Source organism: Streptomyces sp. NPDC041122 (assembly GCF_055592445.1).
This window is the reverse complement of record NZ_JBVIYQ010000001.1, coordinates 1,119,577-1,139,852: the sequence shown is the minus strand read 5'-3', so window position 1 is coordinate 1,139,852 and position 20,276 is coordinate 1,119,577. Positions and strand designations below refer to the sequence as shown.

Annotated in this window: 16 protein-coding genes and 1 riboswitch; of the genes, 6 read left to right on the top strand and 10 right to left on the bottom strand. The window is 72.1% G+C overall.

The window, feature by feature from the left end:
• Positions 1–148 precede the first annotated feature (148 nt).
• Positions 149–673: a DoxX family protein gene (locus ACZ6B8_RS04950; protein WP_471606307.1), complete on the top strand. Its 525-nt coding sequence runs from the start codon at positions 149–151 to the stop codon at positions 671–673.
• Here the strand turns inward: ACZ6B8_RS04950 and ACZ6B8_RS04945 are convergent.
• Together ACZ6B8_RS04945 and ACZ6B8_RS04940 are read right to left on the bottom strand one after the other, a co-directional pair.
• Entirely contained in the window at positions 670–912 is a 243-nt protein-coding gene (locus tag ACZ6B8_RS04945; protein ID WP_471084694.1) for a hypothetical protein, read from the bottom strand. The two genes, ACZ6B8_RS04950 and ACZ6B8_RS04945, sit on opposite strands and share 4 nt — an antisense overlap.
• A complete protein-coding gene (locus ACZ6B8_RS04940; protein ID WP_471606306.1) occupies positions 899–2,275 on the bottom strand; it encodes a PspC domain-containing protein in 1,377 nt (458 codons plus the stop codon). The genes ACZ6B8_RS04945 and ACZ6B8_RS04940 overlap by 14 nt, the downstream gene beginning before the upstream one ends.
• A 184-nt stretch (positions 2,276–2,459) precedes the next feature.
• Here ACZ6B8_RS04940 and ACZ6B8_RS04935 point away from each other — a divergent pair, with 184 nt between their 5' ends.
• Positions 2,460–3,749, top strand: coding sequence for a PspC domain-containing protein (locus ACZ6B8_RS04935; protein ID WP_355803726.1), 1,290 nt, complete (start codon positions 2,460–2,462; stop codon positions 3,747–3,749).
• A complete protein-coding gene (locus ACZ6B8_RS04930) occupies positions 3,746–4,477 on the top strand; it encodes a LuxR C-terminal-related transcriptional regulator (protein WP_471606305.1) in 732 nt (243 codons plus the stop codon). The genes ACZ6B8_RS04935 and ACZ6B8_RS04930 overlap by 4 nt, the downstream gene beginning before the upstream one ends.
• 18 nt (positions 4,478–4,495) lie before the next feature.
• Here ACZ6B8_RS04930 and ACZ6B8_RS04925 read toward each other — a convergent pair whose 3' ends face one another.
• Together ACZ6B8_RS04925 and ACZ6B8_RS04920 are read right to left on the bottom strand one after the other, a co-directional pair.
• On the bottom strand, positions 4,496–5,128 hold the full coding sequence (locus tag ACZ6B8_RS04925) for a hypothetical protein (protein WP_471606304.1): 633 nt from the start codon (positions 5,126–5,128) through the stop codon (positions 4,496–4,498).
• A gap of 95 nt (positions 5,129–5,223) precedes the next feature.
• On the bottom strand, positions 5,224–6,279 hold the full coding sequence (locus tag ACZ6B8_RS04920) for a C40 family peptidase (RefSeq protein ID WP_471606303.1): 1,056 nt from the start codon (positions 6,277–6,279) through the stop codon (positions 5,224–5,226).
• A gap of 346 nt (positions 6,280–6,625) precedes the next feature.
• Here ACZ6B8_RS04920 and ACZ6B8_RS04915 point away from each other — a divergent pair, with 346 nt between their 5' ends.
• A complete protein-coding gene (locus ACZ6B8_RS04915; protein WP_471084710.1) occupies positions 6,626–6,979 on the top strand; it encodes a hypothetical protein in 354 nt (117 codons plus the stop codon).
• 123 nt (positions 6,980–7,102) lie between these two features.
• Here the strand turns inward: ACZ6B8_RS04915 and ACZ6B8_RS04910 are convergent, their stop codons facing one another.
• On the bottom strand, positions 7,103–8,320 hold the full coding sequence (locus ACZ6B8_RS04910; protein WP_471606302.1) for a C40 family peptidase: 1,218 nt from the start codon (positions 8,318–8,320) through the stop codon (positions 7,103–7,105).
• Positions 8,321–8,328: 8 nt separating this feature from the next.
• A riboswitch (cyclic di-AMP (ydaO/yuaA leader) is annotated at positions 8,329–8,484 on the bottom strand.
• Positions 8,485–8,751: 267 nt separating this feature from the next.
• Here ACZ6B8_RS04910 and ACZ6B8_RS04905 point away from each other — a divergent pair.
• Positions 8,752–11,319 carry an ATP-dependent DNA helicase gene (locus tag ACZ6B8_RS04905; RefSeq protein WP_471606301.1) on the top strand — a complete coding sequence of 856 codons (2,568 nt, stop codon included), beginning with the start codon at positions 8,752–8,754 and terminating at the stop codon, positions 11,317–11,319.
• A 78-nt stretch (positions 11,320–11,397) separates the two neighbouring features.
• On the opposite strand, the gene ACZ6B8_RS04900 is transcribed toward ACZ6B8_RS04905, so the two are convergent.
• Positions 11,398–12,915 carry a M23 family metallopeptidase gene (locus ACZ6B8_RS04900; protein ID WP_471606300.1) on the bottom strand — a complete coding sequence of 506 codons (1,518 nt, stop codon included), beginning with the start codon at positions 12,913–12,915 and terminating at the stop codon, positions 11,398–11,400.
• A gap of 480 nt (positions 12,916–13,395) precedes the next feature.
• Entirely contained in the window at positions 13,396–14,385 is a 990-nt protein-coding gene (locus ACZ6B8_RS04895; RefSeq protein WP_471606299.1) for an esterase/lipase family protein, read from the bottom strand.
• 514 nt (positions 14,386–14,899) lie between these two features.
• On the opposite strand from ACZ6B8_RS04895, the gene ACZ6B8_RS04890 reads away from it, so the two are divergent.
• Positions 14,900–15,316 carry a cobalamin B12-binding domain-containing protein gene (locus tag ACZ6B8_RS04890; protein ID WP_471085062.1) on the top strand — a complete coding sequence of 139 codons (417 nt, stop codon included), beginning with the start codon at positions 14,900–14,902 and terminating at the stop codon, positions 15,314–15,316.
• 329 nt (positions 15,317–15,645) lie between these two features.
• On the opposite strand, the gene ACZ6B8_RS04885 is transcribed toward ACZ6B8_RS04890, so the two are convergent.
• The 3 genes from ACZ6B8_RS04885 to ACZ6B8_RS04875 all read right to left on the bottom strand — a co-directional run bounded on the left by ACZ6B8_RS04885 (position 15,646) and on the right by ACZ6B8_RS04875 (position 20,174).
• Entirely contained in the window at positions 15,646–16,416 is a 771-nt protein-coding gene (locus ACZ6B8_RS04885) for a polysaccharide deacetylase family protein (RefSeq protein WP_471606298.1), read from the bottom strand.
• 90 nt (positions 16,417–16,506) lie between these two features.
• On the bottom strand, positions 16,507–18,339 hold the full coding sequence (locus ACZ6B8_RS04880; protein ID WP_471606297.1) for a DUF5691 domain-containing protein: 1,833 nt from the start codon (positions 18,337–18,339) through the stop codon (positions 16,507–16,509).
• 479 nt (positions 18,340–18,818) lie between these two features.
• A complete protein-coding gene (locus tag ACZ6B8_RS04875; RefSeq protein ID WP_471606296.1) occupies positions 18,819–20,174 on the bottom strand; it encodes an SWIM zinc finger family protein in 1,356 nt (451 codons plus the stop codon).
• Between the last annotated feature and the right edge of the window lie 102 nt (positions 20,175–20,276).

Genomic DNA, 20,276 nt, shown 5'->3' with positions numbered 1-20,276 from the left:
ACTGAAGCCCGGGATCACCGAGCCGCTCGGCCCGCGCACGAGCGCGGGCTTTTCGATCGTTGGCGAGGAATCCACCGCCCGTAGGTGAGCAGCGGCCCTGTCGCGTACGTATGGTCGAAAGACGGGACCACGCGAGAGGCGGAGTGCCATGACGCACGGCATCCGGGCCGACAGCCCCACCCACCACACCAGCCACGTCAGGCGCGACGACTGGCGGCAGTCCGCCTCCCGCTACGCCCTGCTGCCCCTACGGATCTTCCTCGGCGTCACCTTCATCTACGCCGGCCTGGACAAGCTCACCGACAGCACCTTCATGCAGGCCGACGGCGCGGGCTCGATCGGCGCCCAGATGGAGGGCGTCCGCGACATCTCCGCCATCCCCGCGCTGGTCGACCTGTCCCTCAAGAGCCCCGTCGGGTTCGGCTACGCCATCGCCCTCGGTGAACTGACCGTCGGCATCGGCACGCTGATCGGTCTCTTCGCCCGCCTCGCCGCGCTCGGCGGCGCCCTCATCTCGCTCAGCCTCTGGCTGACCGTGAGCTGGAACGAGGAGCCCTACTACTACGGCAACGACCTCGCGTACCTGATGGCCTGGCTGCCTCTGGTGCTCGCCGGGGCCGCGGTCTGGTCCGTCGACGCCCTGCTCGCCTCCCGCCGCCGCAACCGACCCTAGGGCCGGTCCGACGCCGCCGGGGCGTCCCGGGGGCGCCCGCCCGGACGGGTGCCCCTCGGGCGTATGCCGTGGATCGCCGCCGCCACGCCCGCGAGGAACAGGCCCGCCATCATGAGCGGCAGCGCGACGAACCACGGTGCGTCCCAGGCACCGCCCGCGTCGCCCGCGTACACGGTGGCGATCGTCAGCAGGACGAGGCCCGCCACCAGCTTGCCGGGGTGGAATTCATGACGTAGCACGGGTCACCTTCGCTTGTCCGACGCCCACTTCGAGGTGCAGATCGATCGTGCCGCCGTCCTTGGCGCCCGCGGAGGGCTCCAGCGTCACGTTCTTCTCGCGGCCCGGCGCGAGGTCCAGGTCCTTGCCCTCGTCCTGCGGCAACACGATGTCGCCGAGGCCCACTTCCGCGTACAGCCGCACTGTGGCGTCCTTCGGCACGATCACCCGGAGGTCGCCCACGCCCACCTCGGCGCCGGTCGTCAGGGACTTGCCCTTGCCGAGCTCGACCTTGCGCAGATCGAGCGTGCCCGTGCCGAGCCCCACCTCGTACCGGGGCCGGACGTCCGCCGCCGTGACCGGTATCCAGTCCGTGCGGGCGTAGTGCGTCGTGATGTTCTCCGGCAGGGCCGCCGCGCCCGCCAGCAGGCCGGCGACGAGCACCGCGAGCACCATCGATCCCGCCCCCGTGCGCCCCAGGAAGGCGCTGACGGCGATGCCGAGACCGAGCACTGCCAAGGCGCACGCCAGGCCGGTCTCCAGCGTGGTGCCGAGCGGGTGATCCTGCCAGGTCAGACCGGTGCCCAGGCCGCCCGCGAGCAGGGCGAGGAGGAACACCCAGCCGCCGATCCAGCGTGGCCCGCGAGGCTTCGGCGGGGGAGCGGGGGCTCTCGTGGCCGCCCTGCGGAGCGGGCCTCGGTGGCCCGCCACCTGATACTCGATGTCGAGGCCCTCCATGCCTGGGGGACCCCAGAAATAGCCCGTCATGCCCTCGTGCGTGCCGTCCTTGACGATCGGGTCGCGCCACCACGACGGGCCACCGGCGACCGGCGGGGCCTGCGCCTCGGGCGGGGCGTCCGCCGCGGCCTGCGCCGCCACCGGGTCGGTGTCGAGGGTGTCGCGCTGCCGCGACCAATACCCCGCGCCCGCGAGGAGCAGAGCGAGGACGGCGGCGAAGGTGAGCGCCCCGCCGTTCCTCAACAGGGTGAGGAAGACGCCGCAGCCGACGAGCGCGAAGAGCACGGCGGTGAGCGCCTGGCCGTCGACCCGGCCGGAGAGGAGCCTGCGGGCCTCGTTCTCCTCCTCGTCCGCGTACGGCACGAAGAGCCACGCGAAGCCGTAGAAGACCAGGCCGAGGCCGCTCGTGATCGCGAGCACGGCGAGGCCGATGCGGAAGATCACCGGATCCATGTCGCACAGCCTGCCGAGCCCGGCGCACACACCGCCGATCTTCTTCTGCCGGCGGTCGCGGCGGAACTTCCGCTCCGGCGCCGGCGAAGCCGCCGCGTGACTGCCCGCAGGACCGCCCGGCATGCCCTGCGCGGTGCGCACGGCATCGCGGAGGGCGGCCTCGGTCTCCGTCTCGGCGGGCTGCTGATCTGTCATGCGTCCATGGTGACGGCCGCGGGCCCGCCGTGGCAGTCGGGACGACCCTGGACGAACCCTGATATCACCCCTGAGAGGCCCGGGGTCCCACCCCTGACAGGGCCGGCCCGGGGTCCGGGATCAGGGAAGTCTCGGGGATCGACCCTGATGCTCGTACCCGTCCTCACGTGTGAACATCGATGACATGCCGGAAGCCGCTGCACCGCCCCTCGACGACGTCCGACCGCTGCGCAAGCTCTACCGCAGCGGCGACGGTCGTTGGCTGGGCGGGGTCGCGCGCGGTCTGGCGGGGCACCTCGGGCTGCCCGTCGTCTGGGTCCGGCTGATCTTCGTCGGACTCTTCACGGCGGACGGCCTCGGCGCCCTGCTGTACGCCGCGTTCTGGTTCTTCGTCCCGCTCGGCGTGGGCGGTGTGGACGCCGAGCGGCCACCGGCCGCCGTCACCGCCGAGACGGCGCCGGACGGCCGCCGCAGACTCGTGGCCCGCAAGCCCGACAAGGGGCAGCTCGTCGCGCTCCTCGCGATGGTCGTCGTCGCCATGGTCTTCGTGGGCAACGTGGACCTGGACGGCTCGACCAAGGCGTACGTCGTCCCGACCCTGCTCGTCGCCGCCGGTGTCGCCCTCGTCTGGAGACAGGCCGACAACGCCCGCCGGGCCCGCTGGATGGCCGTCGGACGCCGCCGGCGCACCCTCACGATCGCCAGATCCGCAGCCGGAGTGCTGCTCGTCGGCGCCGGCGTCTCCGGGATCTTCGTGCTCCAGGGCTCCGCCGCCCACCTGGGCGCCGTCCTGCAGGCCTCCCTGGCCGTGCTCGTCGGCGTCGCGCTGCTCGCCGGCCCCTATCTCGTCCGCATGATGCAGGACCTCTCCGAGGAGCGCCTGATGCGCATCCGCGCCCAGGAGAGAGCCGAGGTTGCCGCCCATGTGCACGACTCCGTGCTGCACACCCTGACCCTGATCCAGCGCAACGCGGAGAGCGCGAGCGAGGTGCGTCGCCTCGCCCGCGCCCAGGAGCGGGACCTGCGGGCCTGGCTCTACAAACCGGAGGGCACCGGCAAGGACGAGGACGAGGAGCCCGACACCCTCGCCGAGGCGGTGCGCCGCAGCGCCGCCGAGGTCGAGGACAAGCACGGCGTCCCCATCGAGGTCGTCGTGGTCGGCGACTGCCCGCTCGACGAGCGGCTGACCGCGCAGATGCAGGCCGCGAGGGAAGCGATGGTGAACGCCGCCAAGTACGGTGGCGAGGGCGGCGCGGTGCAGGTCTTCGCCGAAGTCGAGGGGGAGACGGTGTTCGTGTCCGTCCGGGACCGCGGCCCCGGCTTCGATCTGGACTCCGTGCCCGACGACCGCATGGGCGTACGAGAATCGATCATCGGCCGGATGCAGCGCAACGGCGGCACGGCGCGGCTGCGCGCGGTGCCCGGCGGCGGTACGGAAGTCGAGCTGGAGATGGAGAGGACGGCGACGACATGAGCGACGCGACCGGGGTCAACGGGCCCACGGAGCCGACCGGATCGGACGAGGGCGGCGGTGCGGACGGGCGTCGTGTGCGAGTCGTCCTGGTCGACGACCACCGGATGTTCCGCACCGGGGTGCAGGCCGAGATCGGCCGGACCGACATCACCGGCGTCGAGGTGATCGGCGAGGCCGCCGACGTCGACCAGGCGGTCACGGTCATCACGGCCACCCGGCCGGAGGTCGTCCTGTTGGACGTGCACCTGCCGGGCGGCGGCGGGGTGGAAGTCCTGCGCCGCTGCGCGCCGTTGATGGCCGACGCGGAGAACCCGGTGCGCTTCCTCGCGCTGTCGGTCTCCGACGCCGCCGAGGACGTCATCGGTGTCATCCGGGGCGGGGCCCGCGGCTATGTCACCAAGACGATCACCGGCACGGACCTGGTCGACTCCATCTTCCGCGTGCAGGACGGTGACGCGGTGTTCTCGCCGCGCCTGGCCGGGTTCGTCCTGGACGCCTTCGCCTCCACCGACGCCCCTCCGGTCGACGAGGACCTGGACCGCCTCACCCAGCGCGAGCGGGAGGTGCTGCGGCTCATCGCGCGCGGGTATGCGTACAAGGAGATCGCCAAACAACTCTTCATCTCCGTGAAGACGGTCGAGTCGCATGTGTCGGCGGTCCTGCGGAAGTTGCAGCTGTCCAACCGTCACGAGCTGACGCGGTGGGCGACGGCACGGCGGCTGGTCTGACGGCGGCGGCCGCCGCCGTCAGGGCGCGGTCGGAGCCGACGGCGAGGTCAGGCTCCGTACCGCCCACCGGTAGTGGCCGACGGCCTTCGCGGCGCCGAGGAGCCCGGTCAGCCACACGATGAGGCCGATGCCCATGCCCTGGACGACGTCGGCGTAGGTGTCGCGGCCCGGTTCGGCGTACGCGGCGGCGGCGAAGGACGCCCACAGGCCGAGCGTGCAGACGGCGAGGGACGACAGGAGCCAGAAGAGGCTGAGCGCGGGGGAGCGCAGCCGGGCGTCGGACGCCGGGTGGTGCTCCAGGGCGAGCCAGGCGGCGGACAGCTGACGGATGCGCCGGTCGTGCCGGACGGCGAACACGACCCCGATCACGGAGGGCGCGAGCACCGCGAGGCCGAGGACCCCGAGAACCGGGCCCAGGAGGAAGCCGGAGGCGTCCTCGTCCGCGAGCATCTGGAGCGGCTGGACCAGCAGCGCCCAGCCGACGGCGGCGCCGAGGCCGCAGAGCCACAGCAGCAGGAGCCGGTCCACGCCCAAGTAGCTTCTGTGCAGCGCTTCCAGGGCCATGCCCCGGTCGGTGAGCAGCGTCTGCCGGTCCGGCCAGGTACGCAGATACACGGGGGGTGGAGGCGGCGGCAGGGTACGGCTAGGCATGGACGTGACAGTAGCGGGTGGCGGCGCGCGTGATCAGGGCCCGTTGCTCCGCCGGCGGACGGCTACCCCGCCTCCGTCGTCTCGCGCGAGCCCTCTTACGCCACCCGGGTTGCGCCTGCGAACGGCATCTGGTCGATCGGCGCGAGCCGCACCGGAGCGCTCGGGTTCGGGGCGTGGATCATCTGGCCGTGGCCCACATAGAGGCCGACGTGGCTGATGCCCGAGTAGAAGAACACCAGGTCACCGGGGCGGAGTTCGGAGCGCGCGACCCGTTGGCCGGCGTTGATCTGGGCATAGGTGGTGCGGGGCAGGGAGACGCCCGCCGCGCGGTACGCGGCCTGGGTGAGGCCTGAGCAGTCGAAGGCGTTCGGTCCGGTGGCGCCCCACACGTACGGGCTGCCGAGCGCCTTGTACGCGTAGGAAACGGCGGACGCGGCGCGGGTGTTGGGGGCCTTGGCGGTACGCGGGGAGGCGTCGCGGACGTGGGTGCGGGTGGCGCGTTCGACCGTCGGGGCGGCGAGTTCCGCGCGCTGCTGGGCCGTGAGCCAGGACAGCAGCCGTCTGGCCTCGCCGAGCTTTTCGGTGACCGTCTTCTTGTGCTTGCGCAGCTCCGCCTGGCGGGCCCGGAGGGCGGCGAGCCGGTCGTCGGCCGTGTCGCGCAGCTGTTCCACTCCGCGGAGCTGCTTGCGCACGTCCCGCAGGGCCACGGCCTGCCGACTGCCGGCGCGGTCGGCGCGTGCCGCGCGGTCCAGGAACTGCTCGGGGTCGGAGGAGAGCGCGAGCTGCACGGCGGGGTCGATGCCGCCCGCGCGGTACTGCGCGGTGGCGTACGAACCCAGGGCGTCGCGGGCGGAGTTGAGTTTCTCCGTCCTGCGGGCCGCCTCGTCGCGCAGCGCCGTGAGCGACTTCTCGGCCTTCTCGGCCTTCTCCTTCGCGCCGTTGTACTTCTCGGTGGCCGTCTCCGCCTCGCGGTAGAGCGCGTCGACCTTGGACTTCACCTCGGTGGGGCCGGGCGGTGGATCCGCGTGCCCGACGCCGTCGAACGCGGTCGCCGAGGCGGCTCCCGCGAGGGCGAGGGTGAGAGCGGTGCGAGCGGTGCGGAACGTGCTGCCGCTGAGCGAGCGCGGGCTGGGCTTGCGGTGCGCTGCCACGAAGAGGGCTCCTTACGTGTCCGGCGACGGCCCGCCACAGGGGGGAGCGGGCCGCCGCCGGGTTTCTCGGCGGTGGTGTCCGACGAGCCGTCCGGTCCGGACGGCGACGGGGAGCCGGTCACCTGGTGGAGGACGCTAAACCTGACCGTCACGGGCTGGTGACGGATTGTGCGGAACCGACGGAAGTGGGCGCCTGGATGACCGACTGTGACCGGGTCGCCCGGCCGGGGGCGCCTGCTTCGCACGCGGCTGTGACCGATGGCTGGATCGCGCCGCAGCCGCGAGGGAGCGGTGGTACGGGGGTGGCCGCCGGGAGCCGTGGGCGGCCGGGTTAGGCTCCGGCCCCATGGACCTACTCATCCATCTCTTCGTCGGCCTGCACATCATCGGCATCGCCTCGCTCCTGGGCGGTTTCCTCACCCAGATGAAGCAGATGGGCCAGGGTGCCGCCCGCTTCAGCCCCGCGATGCTGCACGGCGCGCTCGTCATGCTCGTCACCGGTGTGGTCCTCGTCGGCCTCAACCAGGCGGACGACAACGCGGTCAACAACCTCAAGATCGGCATCAAGCTGGCCGTGCTGATCGTGATCCTCGCGCTGGTCTACGTGAAGCGGGACGAGGAGAAGATCGAGAAGCCGCTGTTCGGCGCGGTCGGCCTGTTGACGGTGGCGAACATCTTCATCGCCGTGCTCTGGACCTGACACGCCGTGCTCCGGACCTGACGCGGTGCGCCGGACCTGAGCGCCGGCCTCCCGGCCGGCACGTACGCGAACGTGTGGCCCGCATCCCCCCGGGATGCGGGCCACACGCGCGTGGGGGTGCGGTTACGCGGGACGCACCACACTGTGGATCGGCATGTAGTAGATCGACTCGACGCGGACGTTCGCGCCCGGCTTCGGGGCGTGGATCATCTTGCCGTTGCCGATGTAGATCCCGACGTGGCTGATGTCGTCGTAGAAGAACACCAGGTCACCGGGTGCGGCGTCGGCGGTCTTGACGGTCGTGCCGACCTTCGCCTGGTCCCATGTGGTGCGGGGCAGGGAGATCCCCGCGGCCTTCCAGGCGTCCTGGGTGAGGCCGGAGCAGTCGTAGGAGTCGGGGCCGGTGGCACCCCACACGTACGGCTTGCCGATCTGTGCCTCCGCGAAGTCGATGACCTTCGCGGCCTTCGTGGCGTAGCCGCCGTCCGTACTCCCGGATCCCGTACCGGACCCTGTACCGGCCCCCGAGCCCGCGCCGGTGCCTGACCCCGATCCGGAACCGGAGCCGGAGTCGCCGTTCTCCCGCTCCTTCTCCCGCTGCGCGGCCTCCTCCGCCTTGCGCTTGCGCTCCGCCTCGGCGGCCTGCTCGCGGGCCAGCTTCTCGGCCTTGCGCTTGGCCTCCTGCTTCTTCTTCCGCTCGATCTCCGCCAGCCGCGCCTTCTCCTGGGCGGTGAGCTTCGAGAGGAGCTCGCGCGCGTCGCCCAGCTTCCGCTGGACGGTCTGCTTGCTCGTCTTGAGGTCGTCCCGCGCGTCGCTGAGCGTCTTGAGGCTCGTCGCGGCCTGGGTGCGCTGCTTGGTCGCCGAGGCCTGTTCCGCCTCGTACGCGTCGACCGCCTTCTTCTGGCGCGTGGTCAGCCGGTCCGCCAGGTGGTTCTGGTCAAAGTAGCCCTGTGGGTCATCGGCGAGCATCATCGTCGCCGTCTCGGAGACGGCACCGGTGCGGTACTGCGCGGCGGCGAACGCGCCGAGCTCCTTGCGGGCGTCGTTCAGCTTGTCGGCGCGCGCGGCCACGTCGTCGAGCAGACGGTCGGCCTTCTTGCGCTGCTTGTCGGTGCGCTCCTTGGCGGCGTTGTACTTCTGGGTGGCCACCCCGGCCTGCTGGTAGAGCTCGTCGACCTTCTTCTGGACCTCTTCGAGGCTGGGCTTCGCCGGTGTGGAGGGCGCTGCCTGCGCGCTCTGCGACAGGAGGGCGACGGAGGTGAGGGCGGCCGTCGTGATGCCGAGGGCGGGGGTCGTGCGGAGTGCGGATGACCGGGTCCGCGGCTTGCGGTGCGACGCCAAGGGAGGCGACTCCTTCCGTAGACCGCCTACCGGGTTAGCTGTCGGGTTCGGGCGGGTGGTCCGGAAGGTTGCCCTACGGTCCCGTACTGCGTACGGGACCGATTCACCCCAAGTTCTCGGTGGGTCCCCGGCTCCGAACATGTCGGACTCGGCGGGGGCCACCCGTTCCCGGCGGGGTTCGCCGGTGGGGGACGAGCGGCCCGCGCAGCACGCTAGCCAATTCGTGTGGCCCGTGTGAAGGTTGATGTTCGTTATGCCCGATACATTTTCGTTACTTTTCGAGGGGCCCGGCGCGAGCGCCGGAATGATGCGCACCGGCAAATGCGGACTGTGATCGTCCGCGGGCGGGGGGTAGCCGGGCGGGCGGCCGGACGTGAGGTGACCGGAACCCGCAGCGGGTTGTCAGTGGGGCCGCCTAGACTCGGGAGGCGATGAGCAGCCTCTTTGATGACAGCTTCCTGGCGGACCTGCAGCCTTCCCGGGCCGCGGACGAAGCGCCCCCGCCGCCGCCCGAGGACAGCACTCCGGAGCCCATTCCGGACGACCTGTTCAACGGGAAGTTCGACGCGCCCATGACTCGGGAGACGCACTACCGCGACGGTGCCCCCCGCCCGGTCATCGACCCGGCGTCGCTCCTGGACGGGCTGAACGAGAACCAGCGCGCGGCCGTCGTGCACGCCGGCTCCCCGCTGCTCATCGTCGCCGGCGCCGGCTCCGGCAAGACCCGCGTGCTGACCCACCGCATCGCGTACCTGCTCGCCGAGCGCGGTGCGCACCCCGGCCAGATCCTCGCGATCACCTTCACGAACAAGGCCGCGGGCGAGATGAAGGAGCGCGTCGAGCAGCTCGTGGGCCCGCGGGCGAACGCCATGTGGGTGTCGACCTTCCACAGCGCCTGCGTCCGCATCCTGCGCCGCGAGTACAAGAAGCTGGGCTTCACCTCCTCCTTCTCGATCTACGACGCCGCGGACTCCAAGCGCCTGATGGCCCTGGTCTGCCGTGACCTGGATCTCGATCCGAAGAAGTTCCCGCCGAAGTCCTTCAGCGCCAAGATCTCCAACCTGAAGAACGAGCTGATCGACGAGGAGGACTTCGCGGGCCAGGCGGCCGACGGCTTCGAGAAGACCCTCGCCCAGGCCTACGCGATGTACCAGTCGCGCCTCCGCGAGGCGAACGCGCTGGACTTCGACGACCTGATCATGACGACGGTCCACCTGCTCCGCGCCTTCCCGGACGTCGCCGAGCACTACCGCCGCCGCTTCCGGCACGTCATGGTCGACGAGTACCAGGACACCAACCACGCGCAGTACGCGCTGGTGCGCGAGCTGGTCGGCCCCTCCGGAGGCGAGGGCGACGACCCCGCCGAGCTGTGTGTGGTGGGCGACGCCGACCAGTCGATCTACGCCTTCCGCGGCGCCACGATCCGCAACATCCTCCAGTTCGAGGAGGACTACACCGACGCGACGACGATCCTCCTGGAGCAGAACTACCGCTCCACGCAGACGATCCTCACCGCCGCGAACGCCGTCATCGAGCGGAACGAAAGCCGCCGCCCGAAGAACCTCTGGACCAACCAGGGCGCGGGCGCGCGCATCACCGGGTACGTCGCGGACACCGAGCACGACGAGGCGCAGTTCGTCGCCGACGAGATCGACCGCCTCACGGACGCGGGCGACGCGAAGGCCGGCGACGTGGCGATCTTCTACCGGACGAACGCCCAGTCCCGTGTCTTCGAAGAGATCTTCATCCGCGTCGGCCTGCCCTACAAGGTCGTCGGCGGCGTCCGCTTCTACGAGCGCAAGGAGGTCCGCGATGTGCTGGCCTACCTGCGTGTTCTCGCCAACCCCGAGGACGCGGTCCCGCTGCGCCGCATCCTCAACGTGCCCAAGCGAGGCATCGGCGACCGCGCGGAGGCGATGATCGACGCGCTCTCGCAGCGCGAGAAGATCTCCTTCCCGCAGGCGCTGCGCCGCGTCGACGAGGCGTACGGCATGGCGGCCCGTTCGGTCAACGCCGTCAAGCGGTTCAACACGCTCATGGAGGAGCTGCGGACGATCGTCGAGTCCGGCGCGGGCCCGGCCGTCGTCCTGGAAGCCGTCCTTGAACGCACCGGCTACCTCGCCGAGTTGCAGGCCTCGACCGACCCGCAGGACGAGACGCGCATCGAGAACCTCCAGGAACTCGCCGCGGTGGCCCTGGAGTTCGAGCAGGACAACAACCAGGCGGGGGAGCAGGACGACGGCCAGGCGGAGGGCGAAGGCCCGACGGCAGGTGAAGGCCCGGCGGAAGGCGGCCAGGCCGAGGGGGACGAGGGGGCCGCCGCTCCGGCCGGGACCCTCTCCGACTTCCTGGAGCGCGTCGCCCTGGTCGCCGACTCCGACCAGATCCCCGACGAGGAGGACGACGGCTCCGGAGTCATCACCCTGATGACGCTGCACACCGCAAAGGGCCTGGAGTTCCCCGTGGTCTTCCTGACCGGCATGGAGGACGGCGTGTTCCCGCACATGCGCTCCCTCGGGCAGGTCAAGGAGCTGGAGGAGGAGCGCCGTCTCGCGTACGTGGGCATCACGCGCGCGCGGGAACGGCTCTATCTGACGCGGTCCTCGATGCGCAGCGCCTGGGGCCAGCCGTCGTACAACCCGCCCTCGCGCTTCCTCGAGGAGATCCCGGACACCCATCTGGACTGGAAGCGGACGGGCTCCGTCGGCGCCCCGGCGTCGTCCGGTTCCGGCGGATCGGGACCGGCCGGGGGCATCGCCTCGTCGCTGTCGTCCGCGCGCTCGCGCGCCGGCGGCGCCCAGGGCTTCGCCACGCGCCGCGCCACGGAGAAGCCGGTGGTCGCCCTGGCCGTCGGCGACCGGGTCACACACGACCAGTTCGGCCTCGGCACGGTGGTCGGAGTGAAGGGCACGGGGGCGAACGCGGAGGCGACGGTCGACTTCGGCGAGCCCAAGCCGAAGCGGCTGCTGCTGCGGTACGCACCGGTCGAGAAGCTGTAGCGCGCGCCCGCGCGGGTGAGGGTGCGCGGGCGAGGGTGCTTCGTGGCCGTGGCGGGATCGCCGCGGCGGCCACCGGAGTTACGTCGGGTCGAGGTCGTGGCTGCGCAGCCACGGCAGCGGGTCGATCGCCGAGCCGCCGCCGGGGCGCACCTCGAAGTGCAGGTGCGGGCCGGTGGAGTTGCCGGAGTTACCGGAGAAGGCGATGACCTGGCCGGCCTTGACCGGGCCGGAGGAGATCTTGTGCGAGGAGAGGTGGCAGTACCACGTCTCCGTGCCGTCCTTCGCGGTCACGATCGCCATGTTGCCGTAGGCGCTGTTCCACTTCGTGGAGACGGTGCCGTCGGTCGCGGCGCTCACCTCGGTGCCGTACGACACCGGGAAGTCGATGCCCGAGTGCGCGGACATCCAGTTGACGCCGGCCTGGCCGTAGTACGCGCTCAGCCCGCGCTGTTTCACCGGCAGGGAGAACTTGGGGCGCAGCCGTTCCTTGCGCGCCGCCTCGGCCGCGGCCTTCTTCTGCTCGGCCACCTTCTGGGCCTTGAGGTCGATGCGCTCCTGCGTGCGGCTCGCGCGGTCCGCGAAGTCGCCCGCGTCGGCGGAGAGGTTCGCCAGCTGGGTGTCGAGCTTGTTGTTGGCGGCGGACGGTTTCACGGACGTGGGGTCCGGGGCCGACGCCGTCGTCTCCTTGCTGTCCTCGTTCCCGCCGAAGCTGCCCACGGAGGCGGCGGCCACGCCGGCCACCCCCATCACACAGACCGAGGGCACGGCGACGGTGAGCAGGGCGGAGCGCTTGGCGGGGCTGCGGCGTCGGGTCCGCGACCCGCCCGAACCGGAGGCGCCGCCGCCCTTGCCGCGGGAGGCGCGGCGGGACGAGGGGGCGCCGGCCGGGGAGTCGGTGACGGCGGCGGGTGAGGTGCTGTCGCCGTCGAGGTCCGCGGTGTCCGAGGGGTCCATGTCGTCATAGGGGGCGTCGGAACCGCCGGTTCCGTACGCGCTGTCGGTGTCGTACGCGGACTCCGGGGAGATCTCGTACGGGTCCGTGACCTCGTACCGCCGGGTCTCCGGCTCCGGGGACTCGTGCGTCTCGCCCTCCGCGACGTTCCAGGTCGTCGCGTCGTACGCACCCGTTTCGAAGGCCTGCGTGTCCCACTGGCCGGGCTGCGGCGCCGAGTTCCAGGAACCCGTGTCCCACTGGGCCGTGGCGTCGGGGCCCGGCTGCGACGGGATGTCGGCGAGCTGCTGGTGCCCGCCCGTCGACCACATCGAGGCGGTGTCGTAGCTGCCGGTGTCGTACGTGGCGGCGTAGTACTGCGCGGCGTACGCGTCGTGGGTGAGCGTCTGTTGGGGGCTCGTCGTGGTCGCCCACTGACCGGTGTCGTGGCCGCCGCCCGGCATGTCGCCGAAGAGCGGGTCGGCGGCGAAGGTGCCGGTGTCGTAGCCGCCGGTGTCGAGGCCGGCGCCGGCGGTGGAGTACGCGTCGTAGCCGTAGCCACCGTGCTCGGCGCCCTGTTGGCCGTACGTCGCGTAGTGCGCGTGGTCGGCGCCGGGAGCCGAGGGCTGGGGAGCGGAGCTCCCCGACGGGTGACGGTCGTTCACCAACTTCTCTTTCGCCTCGGCAGCAGGGGGCAGAGCAGTGCGGCGACTGTACCCGGCGGTATACGGGCGCGACAATCTTCGGCAGGTTTCGTGGTCGCAGGAAACGGGCATTCGGCCGTCTTTCGGTGGACTGTGGGCACAGCCTTGGCCCTGCGTTCGAGGCCCGTTCGACACGGATGGGGCGGGGTGCACGGTCTGGTGGGGCGCGTGACCCGGGGTGCGGTGGGGTGACTTTGTGCCGGTGGGGGGCGGGGTGTGTGGGGGTGAGGGCGTGATGCGGTGGTGGTGCGGGGGTGGTGAAGGTGTGACCTCGGGGCGGTGGGGCGTTGCGTCGGAGCCGTGGGGGTGGGGTCCGCGTCAACGCGGCGTTGTTTCAGGTCAGTAGGGCGTGTTTCCGGTTCTGGTTCGGGTCTGGGGGCGTGGGTCCGGTGCCGGGTTTCGGTTCGGGACCGTGTTGTTCGGGGCGGGGTTCTCCTGGGGTCAGGCGACGGTGAGTCCGCCCGCGCTCCGTGCGTCGGCTCCCGGGTTCGCGAGGTCGAGTGCCTGACGTACGCCGGTCGCGACCGCCGGGTGGACCGGCAGGGCGAGATGGCCGATTCCGGTCACGCGGACGTTCTGTGCGGTGAGGTCCGGGTGGTCGACGCACGCCGTCTCCATCGGGACCATGATCTGGTCCAGATCGCTCCAGAAGCTCACGAACTGGGTGCGGCAGCCCGGCGCCGGCTCCTTCAACTCCTCGATCACGTCCGAGCCCGGCCGCATCTGACGGACGATCGGGTGGGCGTCGGCGAGCGGCGCGACGCGGGTGCCGGAGTGCGGGGTGCCGAGCGTCACCAGGGTGCGGACGTGTTCGTCGCCGCCGAGCCGCTGCACGTAGTAGCGGGCGATGAGGCCCCCGAGGCTGTGGCCGACGATGTCGGTCCGGGCGTGTCCCGTGCGCTCGCAGAGCTCCCGCACATGGCGGCCGAGGAGTTCCGCCGCGATGCGGATGTCGCAGGTGAGCGGGGAGTAGTTGAGGGACTCCACGCGGCGGCCGCCGTGCTGCGACAGCGCGCGACGGAGCAGTACGAACACGGAGCGGTTGTCGATGAAGCCGTGCAGGAGGAGGACCGGGGGCCTGCCGTCCGATGGGAGGCGGGGGGCGTCCGCGGGCGGCTGGACCGGGGTGGCGCGGCGTTCCTGCGCGATGCCGGAGGGATAGAGGACGAGGTGCCCCGCGAGGATCGTCAGCTCCAGGGCGGTCGCCTTCAGGAGGGCGGTGGAGGCGGTGGAGAGGGTGAAGGGCGGGCGTGCGAGGCGTGGGAGGCGTGCGAGGTGCGCGAGGCGTGGCAGTGCGAGAGGCAGGAGGGAAAGGAGTGGCAGTGAGAGGGGCGGCAGTGCAAGGGGTGGGAGCGCGGTGCGGCTCAGGCTGAGGAGTTTCGGCAGCAGCGTGCCGAGGGGGCGAAAGGGGCGGGCCCCGGTGACCGGCATCGTCGACCTCCCGATCGGCGCACGGGAGGACGGCTCTGTCCCCCGTGTGCCCTAGGGGGAGTCGTGTGTCGAGAGGCGACCGGGCCTCGGGGTGACCGGGCCTCGGGCCGGCTGGGCGACGGGGATCCGGCCACCGTGGAAGGGTGACTCCGTGCCCCCGTTGCTTCGCTGACCTGCGGTGCGGTCACGCCGTGCGGCTGATGGCGCGGTGGTCCGGCGATCTCGATGTGGCTCCCCGATGTGGCTCCCCTCGCGCTGGTCCGTGAGCGGGGTGTGCACCCCTGGGTGACGGACGGGCGCGCGGCGAACGTGTCCCATCGTGTGATTTCCCCCTCCCTCGCCACCGCGAAACTGCCGCTTGCGCGATGCTGGAGATAACGTTCGTTCACTTCCCCGGCCGGTGCGGTGCGGGGTGTCCGTGCCCGGCGCAGACTGTTGACTGTTGTCGGTCGTCGTCCGTAGCGACCGTGGTGACCGCAGTGACCGGGATGGATATCGGTACATGGAGGCAGTGATGGGTGTGGCAGCCGGGCCGATCCGCGTGGTCGTCGCCAAGCCGGGGCTCGACGGGCACGATCGCGGGGCCAAGGTGATCGCGCGGGCTCTGCGTGACGCCGGTATGGAGGTCATCTACACCGGGCTGCACCAGACGCCCGAGCAGGTGGTGGACACCGCGATCCAGGAGGACGCCGACGCGATCGGCCTGTCCATCCTGTCCGGTGCGCACAACACGTTGTTCGCGCGGGTTCTGGAGCTTCTGAAGGAACGGGACGCGGAGGACATCAAGGTCTTCGGCGGCGGCATCATCCCGGAGGCGGACATCGCGCCGCTGAAGGAGAAGGGTGTCGCGGAGATCTTCACGCCGGGGGCCACGACGGCGTCGATCGTGGAGTGGGTACGGGGGAATGTGCGGCAGGCCGCCGGGGCGTGAGGGGGCGTGGGCGGCTGCGCTAGGGGGCGGCCTTTGGGTGCGGGGGCGTGGGCGTCTGCGCCTCGGGTTCGTCTGCGCCTTGGGGCCGTCTGTGGGTGCGGGGCCGCGGGGGTATGTGCGTACTCGCTATCCCTGCGTCGCGCCTCGCGGACAATGTTGCTACAGCGGGCTCGGTGCTCCGTGCGCACATACCCCCACGTCCCCTCTCGCGCGTGGGCGGGTGCTGGCCGGGGGAGGGCATCGGGGCGGGCGTGGTTGTCCGGTGGGGGAGCCGCGTGCGTGGGAGCCGTCGAGGGCTGAGCGGCGGTTGACGCAGGGGCGTTGAGGGGTCAGCGGACCGGGAAGCCGAAGGTGTGGCCCTGCTCCTTGAGGCGGGGGAGGATGCGGCGGAGGGCCTCCACGGTCTGCGTGCGGTCGCCGCCCGCGTCGTGGAAGAGGAGCGTCGGGCCGTTGGGCAGTTCGCGCTCGACGGTCGCGACGATCGCGTCCGTACCCGGCCGCTCGAAGTCCTTGGTGTCCACGTTCCAGCCCAGCGGACGCATGCCCCGGGAGGCGGCGAGCTTGCGGCTGTACGGGGTGAAGGCACCGCCGGGCGCCCGGTAGTACATCGGCCGCACGCCACCGGAGGCCTTGGTGATCATGCGTTCGGCGTCGAGTATCTGCCGGGACTGGTAGGCCTGCGTGTCCTTGTCCATGGCGGTGTTGTGGGACACCGTGTGGTCGCACAGCCGGTGACCGTCGGCCACCACCTTCTTGACGAGGTCCGGGTGGGCCTGCGCCTGCGTCCCCACCATGCAGAACGTGGCCTTCACCTTGTACTGCCGGAGCAGGTCCAGGACTTGGGGCGTCCACTTGGGGTCGGGTCCGTCGTCGATGGTGATGTTGACGCCGCCCTTCCCCTTGTCCGAGGCGTGCGCGATGGACGTCGAGACCTGCTTCGCGCTGCCCGGCCGCGCCGAGGCGCTCGCCTCCGGGGGCGCGTCGTCCGAGGTGCCGGCCTGCGCGGTCCACACGGAGGCACCCGTGGCGAGCATCGTCACGCCGAGCGCCGCCCCGATCAGCTTGCCGTACCAGCCGCGCCCGCTGCTGTGCCGTGCCATGTCCGCCTCTTTCCGCCAGTCCCTCGCCGGTCCCTGGTCGCCGTACGACCACCTGGCAGGACGAGACATGGTTGCCGCGGGATCCGTCTGTTACAGATCACGGACAATTCCGGGGGAGTTCGCGGACAACTCCCCGTGAACCGTGGCCGGAAGGGCTTCGGATGGCCCGATCGCGACGGCCGTTGGCGGGTGGGGCGCGGGGAGTTCGGTGCGTATCGCCTCGCGGAGGCGGAGTGTCGTCACCAGGCGCTGGAACGCCTCGGACCAGTAACTGCCCGCGCCGGGCGACGCGTCCTCCGTTTCGTCGGGGGTCGCGGTGAGCGCCTCAAGGCGTACCGCCTCCGCCGGGTCCAGACAGCGTTCCGCGAGGCCCATCACTCCGCTGAAGCTCCAGGGGTAACTTCCCGCGTCCCGCGCGATGTTCAGTGCGTCCACGACCGCGCGACCCAGCGGCTCGGCCCAGGGCGCCGCGCAGACGCCCAGCAACTGGAACGCCTCGGACAGACCGTGCGCCGCGATGAACCCGGCCACCCAGTCCGCCCGTTCCGCGGCGGGCAGCGAGGCGAGGAGTTTGGCGCGCTCCGCGAGGGAGACGGCGCCCGGGCCTGCCGCGTCGGGCGACGCGGGGGTGCCGAGCAGCGCCCTGGACCAGCGGGCGTCCCGCTGTCGTACGGCCGCACGGCACCACGCGGCGTGCAGCTCGCTCCGCCAGTCGTCGGCCACGGGGAGAGCCACGATCTGGGCCGGGGTGCGGTCGCCCAGACGGGACTGCCAGGTGGTGAGCGGGGCCGCCTCCACCAACTGCCCCAGCCACCAAGAGCGTTCGCCGCGCCCGTTGGGTGGTTTCGGGACGACGCCGTCCCGTTCCATGCCCGCGTCGCACTCGTGCGGGGCCTCGACGGTGAGCGTCGGGGTGTCCGATGTGTGGTCGAGGGCCACGCAGGAGGCGGCGCGGGCCGCCATCCGGCGGGCCAGCGCCGAGCCGGGGAGCGCGGACAGGAGCTCGGCGGCCGTGGCCCGGACGTTGCGGCTCCGGTCGGTGAGGGCCTGCTCCAGGAACGGCTCGTCCTCGGCGGACAGGCCGGTGCGCAGGGAGTCGAGGAACATCAGCCGGTCCTCCGCCCGCTCGGTCGACCAAGTGCCGTTCAGCAGTGCGCGGGCGGCGCGGGCGTCGTGTGCACGCAGCGCCGTGAGCAGCGCGACGCGTTCGGCGAAGAGCCCCTCCTCCCAGAGTTGCTCGACCTGGTGCGGGTCGTCGGGGGAGGGGAGCGCCGTGCCACCGCCCGGGGCCGAGCGGAGCGCGAACTTCCAGTCCGGGTTGAGGCGGGCCAGCCAGAGGGCTCTGGGGCCCGCGAAGGCGAGGGCCTGCGGGCGCAGGTCGGTGCGTCCGCGTGCCGCGTTCAGGAGCGCGGGGAGCAGTTCGGGCGGCGGGCCGTACCCCCGGGAGTTGGCCAGGGCCAGCCACTGGGGGAGGAGCTCCATCAGGTCCGGCGTCGCGCCTCTGCGGCCGCCGCCGGGGGTGCCCGGCTGGTCGGTGAGGAGAGTCGCCAGCCGGTGCCTGGCCTCGGGCGGCAGCGGGGGCCTGGGGTCGTCCGCGGCGGGCTCGGGCCGGGGGGCGGCCGGAGCCGGACGCAGTCCCGCCCGGCGGCGCACGGTCTGCACGGCTGCCGCGTCCAGGAGGGCGGCGGGGGGCTCCTTGGCGGGGGTGTGGTGCTCGCCGGGTGTGCCGTGGGTGCCGGGTTCGGCAGGTGTGTGGTGCTGGCTGAGGGTGCCGGGTTGATCGTGTGCGGTGGGTTCGGGAGGTGTGCAGGGTGGGTTGATGCCGGGAGGGAGGGGGCGCCGGTCGGTGCCCAGGAGGGCGGCTGTGACGAGGTCGTCCCAGGTGGGGTGGGGTGCGGGCTGCGCGGAGCGTGCGGTGGACATGTCCCTCTCCTGGCGTGCGGGTGCGGGTGCAGGCACGGGTGCCGGTGTGGCGGCCTGGCGGGCGTCAGCCGACGGAGCAGCTGGGTTCGCATGCGTCGGCTCCGCGGATTGGTGTCCACTCGCCGGCGCGACGACACCGTTCCGGTGCGTCGGCGGCGCAGTGCCGACGCCCGCCGTCGACGGCTCGGCATCGTCCCCGTTCGCCGTACCGGCACCGCTCCCGTTCGTTGCCGTACCGGCACCGTTCCCGTACGTGGGTGCCGGCGCACCGCCCCCGTCCCGCAACGCACCGGGACCCTTGCCGTTTGTCGTCGGCTCGGTACCGCCTCTGTTCATCGACGGCTGGGCACCGCCCCTGTCCCTCGACGGCTCGGCATCGCTCCCGTTCCTCAACGCATCAGAACCACCCCCGTTCGCCCGCCTACCAGAACCGCCCCCGTCCCTCGGCGCTCCGACGCCGCCCGTCCCGCCCTCTCCCCTCAGCACAGCGTCACCGTCTCTCCCGAGTCGCTCGGCCACGCCGCGAGCGGGGTGAAGCCCTGGTGGCCGTACTCGCCGAACACCGTCAGGGGGGCGCCGCCCGACAGGGCCACCAGGCGCCACAACCCCGGCCGCGACGCCGCGAACGGCGTCAGGGGCAGCGCCGAGTCGCCTTCTGCGTCGGCCAGTTGCCAGGACCCTCCGTCCTGGGTCGGTATCACTTCGGCGAGTGTCACCGGCCACGACTCCAGCCAGGGATCGCCGCGCAGCGCCTCGCCGTAGCGGCCGGCCGCCTCGTCCGTCCGTATGCCCGGCGGCCGCCTGCGCGTGGCCGGTGTCGGCGCCGCGAACTGGTCGCCCAGGTCCACACGGAGCTGGCCCGCGCCCGGGTACCGCCTCACCTCGGCGTCGAGCACGAGGCCGACCGGCAGGGCGAGGTCGGGCGCGCGCCCCGCGGCCCCGTACGAGAGCAGGAGCGCGAAGCGGTCCGTATCCGTGCCGTGCAGCCAGATGCGGCGGGTGGTGAGTCTGCCGTCCGCCGTGTCGTACTGCGCGAGGACCAGCCAGCGGTCCCGTATCGGCGGGCCCTCCGCCTGGGCCGGCAGGCCGATGCGGGAGCGCACCGTGGCGGCCGGCTCGTCCGGCAGCCGGTCGCGGTGCAGCCAGCCCTGCACCAGGAGGTGCAGCAGCGCGCACTCCGCGAGCAGCCGGGCCGGCCAGCCGGGACCGGACGAGGGGATGGCCCCCAACTCCCGTACCCGCGCGGCCAGCCCAGAGGCCTGGGCGTCGACCATGCGGGCCGACGTCTCCTCCCACAGTCCGTACCCCGCCTGTTCGGCCGTCGCGGTGCCGCTGCGGAGCAGGTCGAAGAGGCGCTGCTCCAGCTCCGTCGCCCCCGCGGTGATCCGCTCGGCCCGCTTCTCCGCCCGTCTGCGCGCCGCGTCGGAGTCCGCGGAGGTGGCCGGTGTCGCGGCCGGAGCCCGCCGGGTCTCCGCCTTGCTGCGGCGCGCGGCCAGCCATGTCTCCGCCCACTCCGGCGGTGCGCCGCCCTCCGGCACGGTGCCGTCCGCCCCCGCCCACACCAGCAGCAGCCCCAGCGCGTGTTTGCACGGGAACTTACGGCTCGGACAACTGCACTTGTACGCGGGACCCGCCGGATCCGCGATGTCGACGACCGTCTGATACGGCTTGCTGCCACTGCCCTTGCACAGCCCCCACACCGTCCCCTCGCCAGAACTGCCCGCCTCCGACCATGGGCCGGCGACGCCGAGTTTGCTGCCCGCCTTGCGTGACGGGGCATCAGGAGCCAGTGCCAGCACCTGATCCGCCGTCCAGCGCACCCCCTGCTGAGTCATGTCTCGAAGGTAGGCGCCGCCACTGACAATCGACCGTGCGGCGACCGTCGTTGCAGGTCAGCGGTGTGCGAGAGGCGATTGTCAGTGGCGTGGTGCACGGTG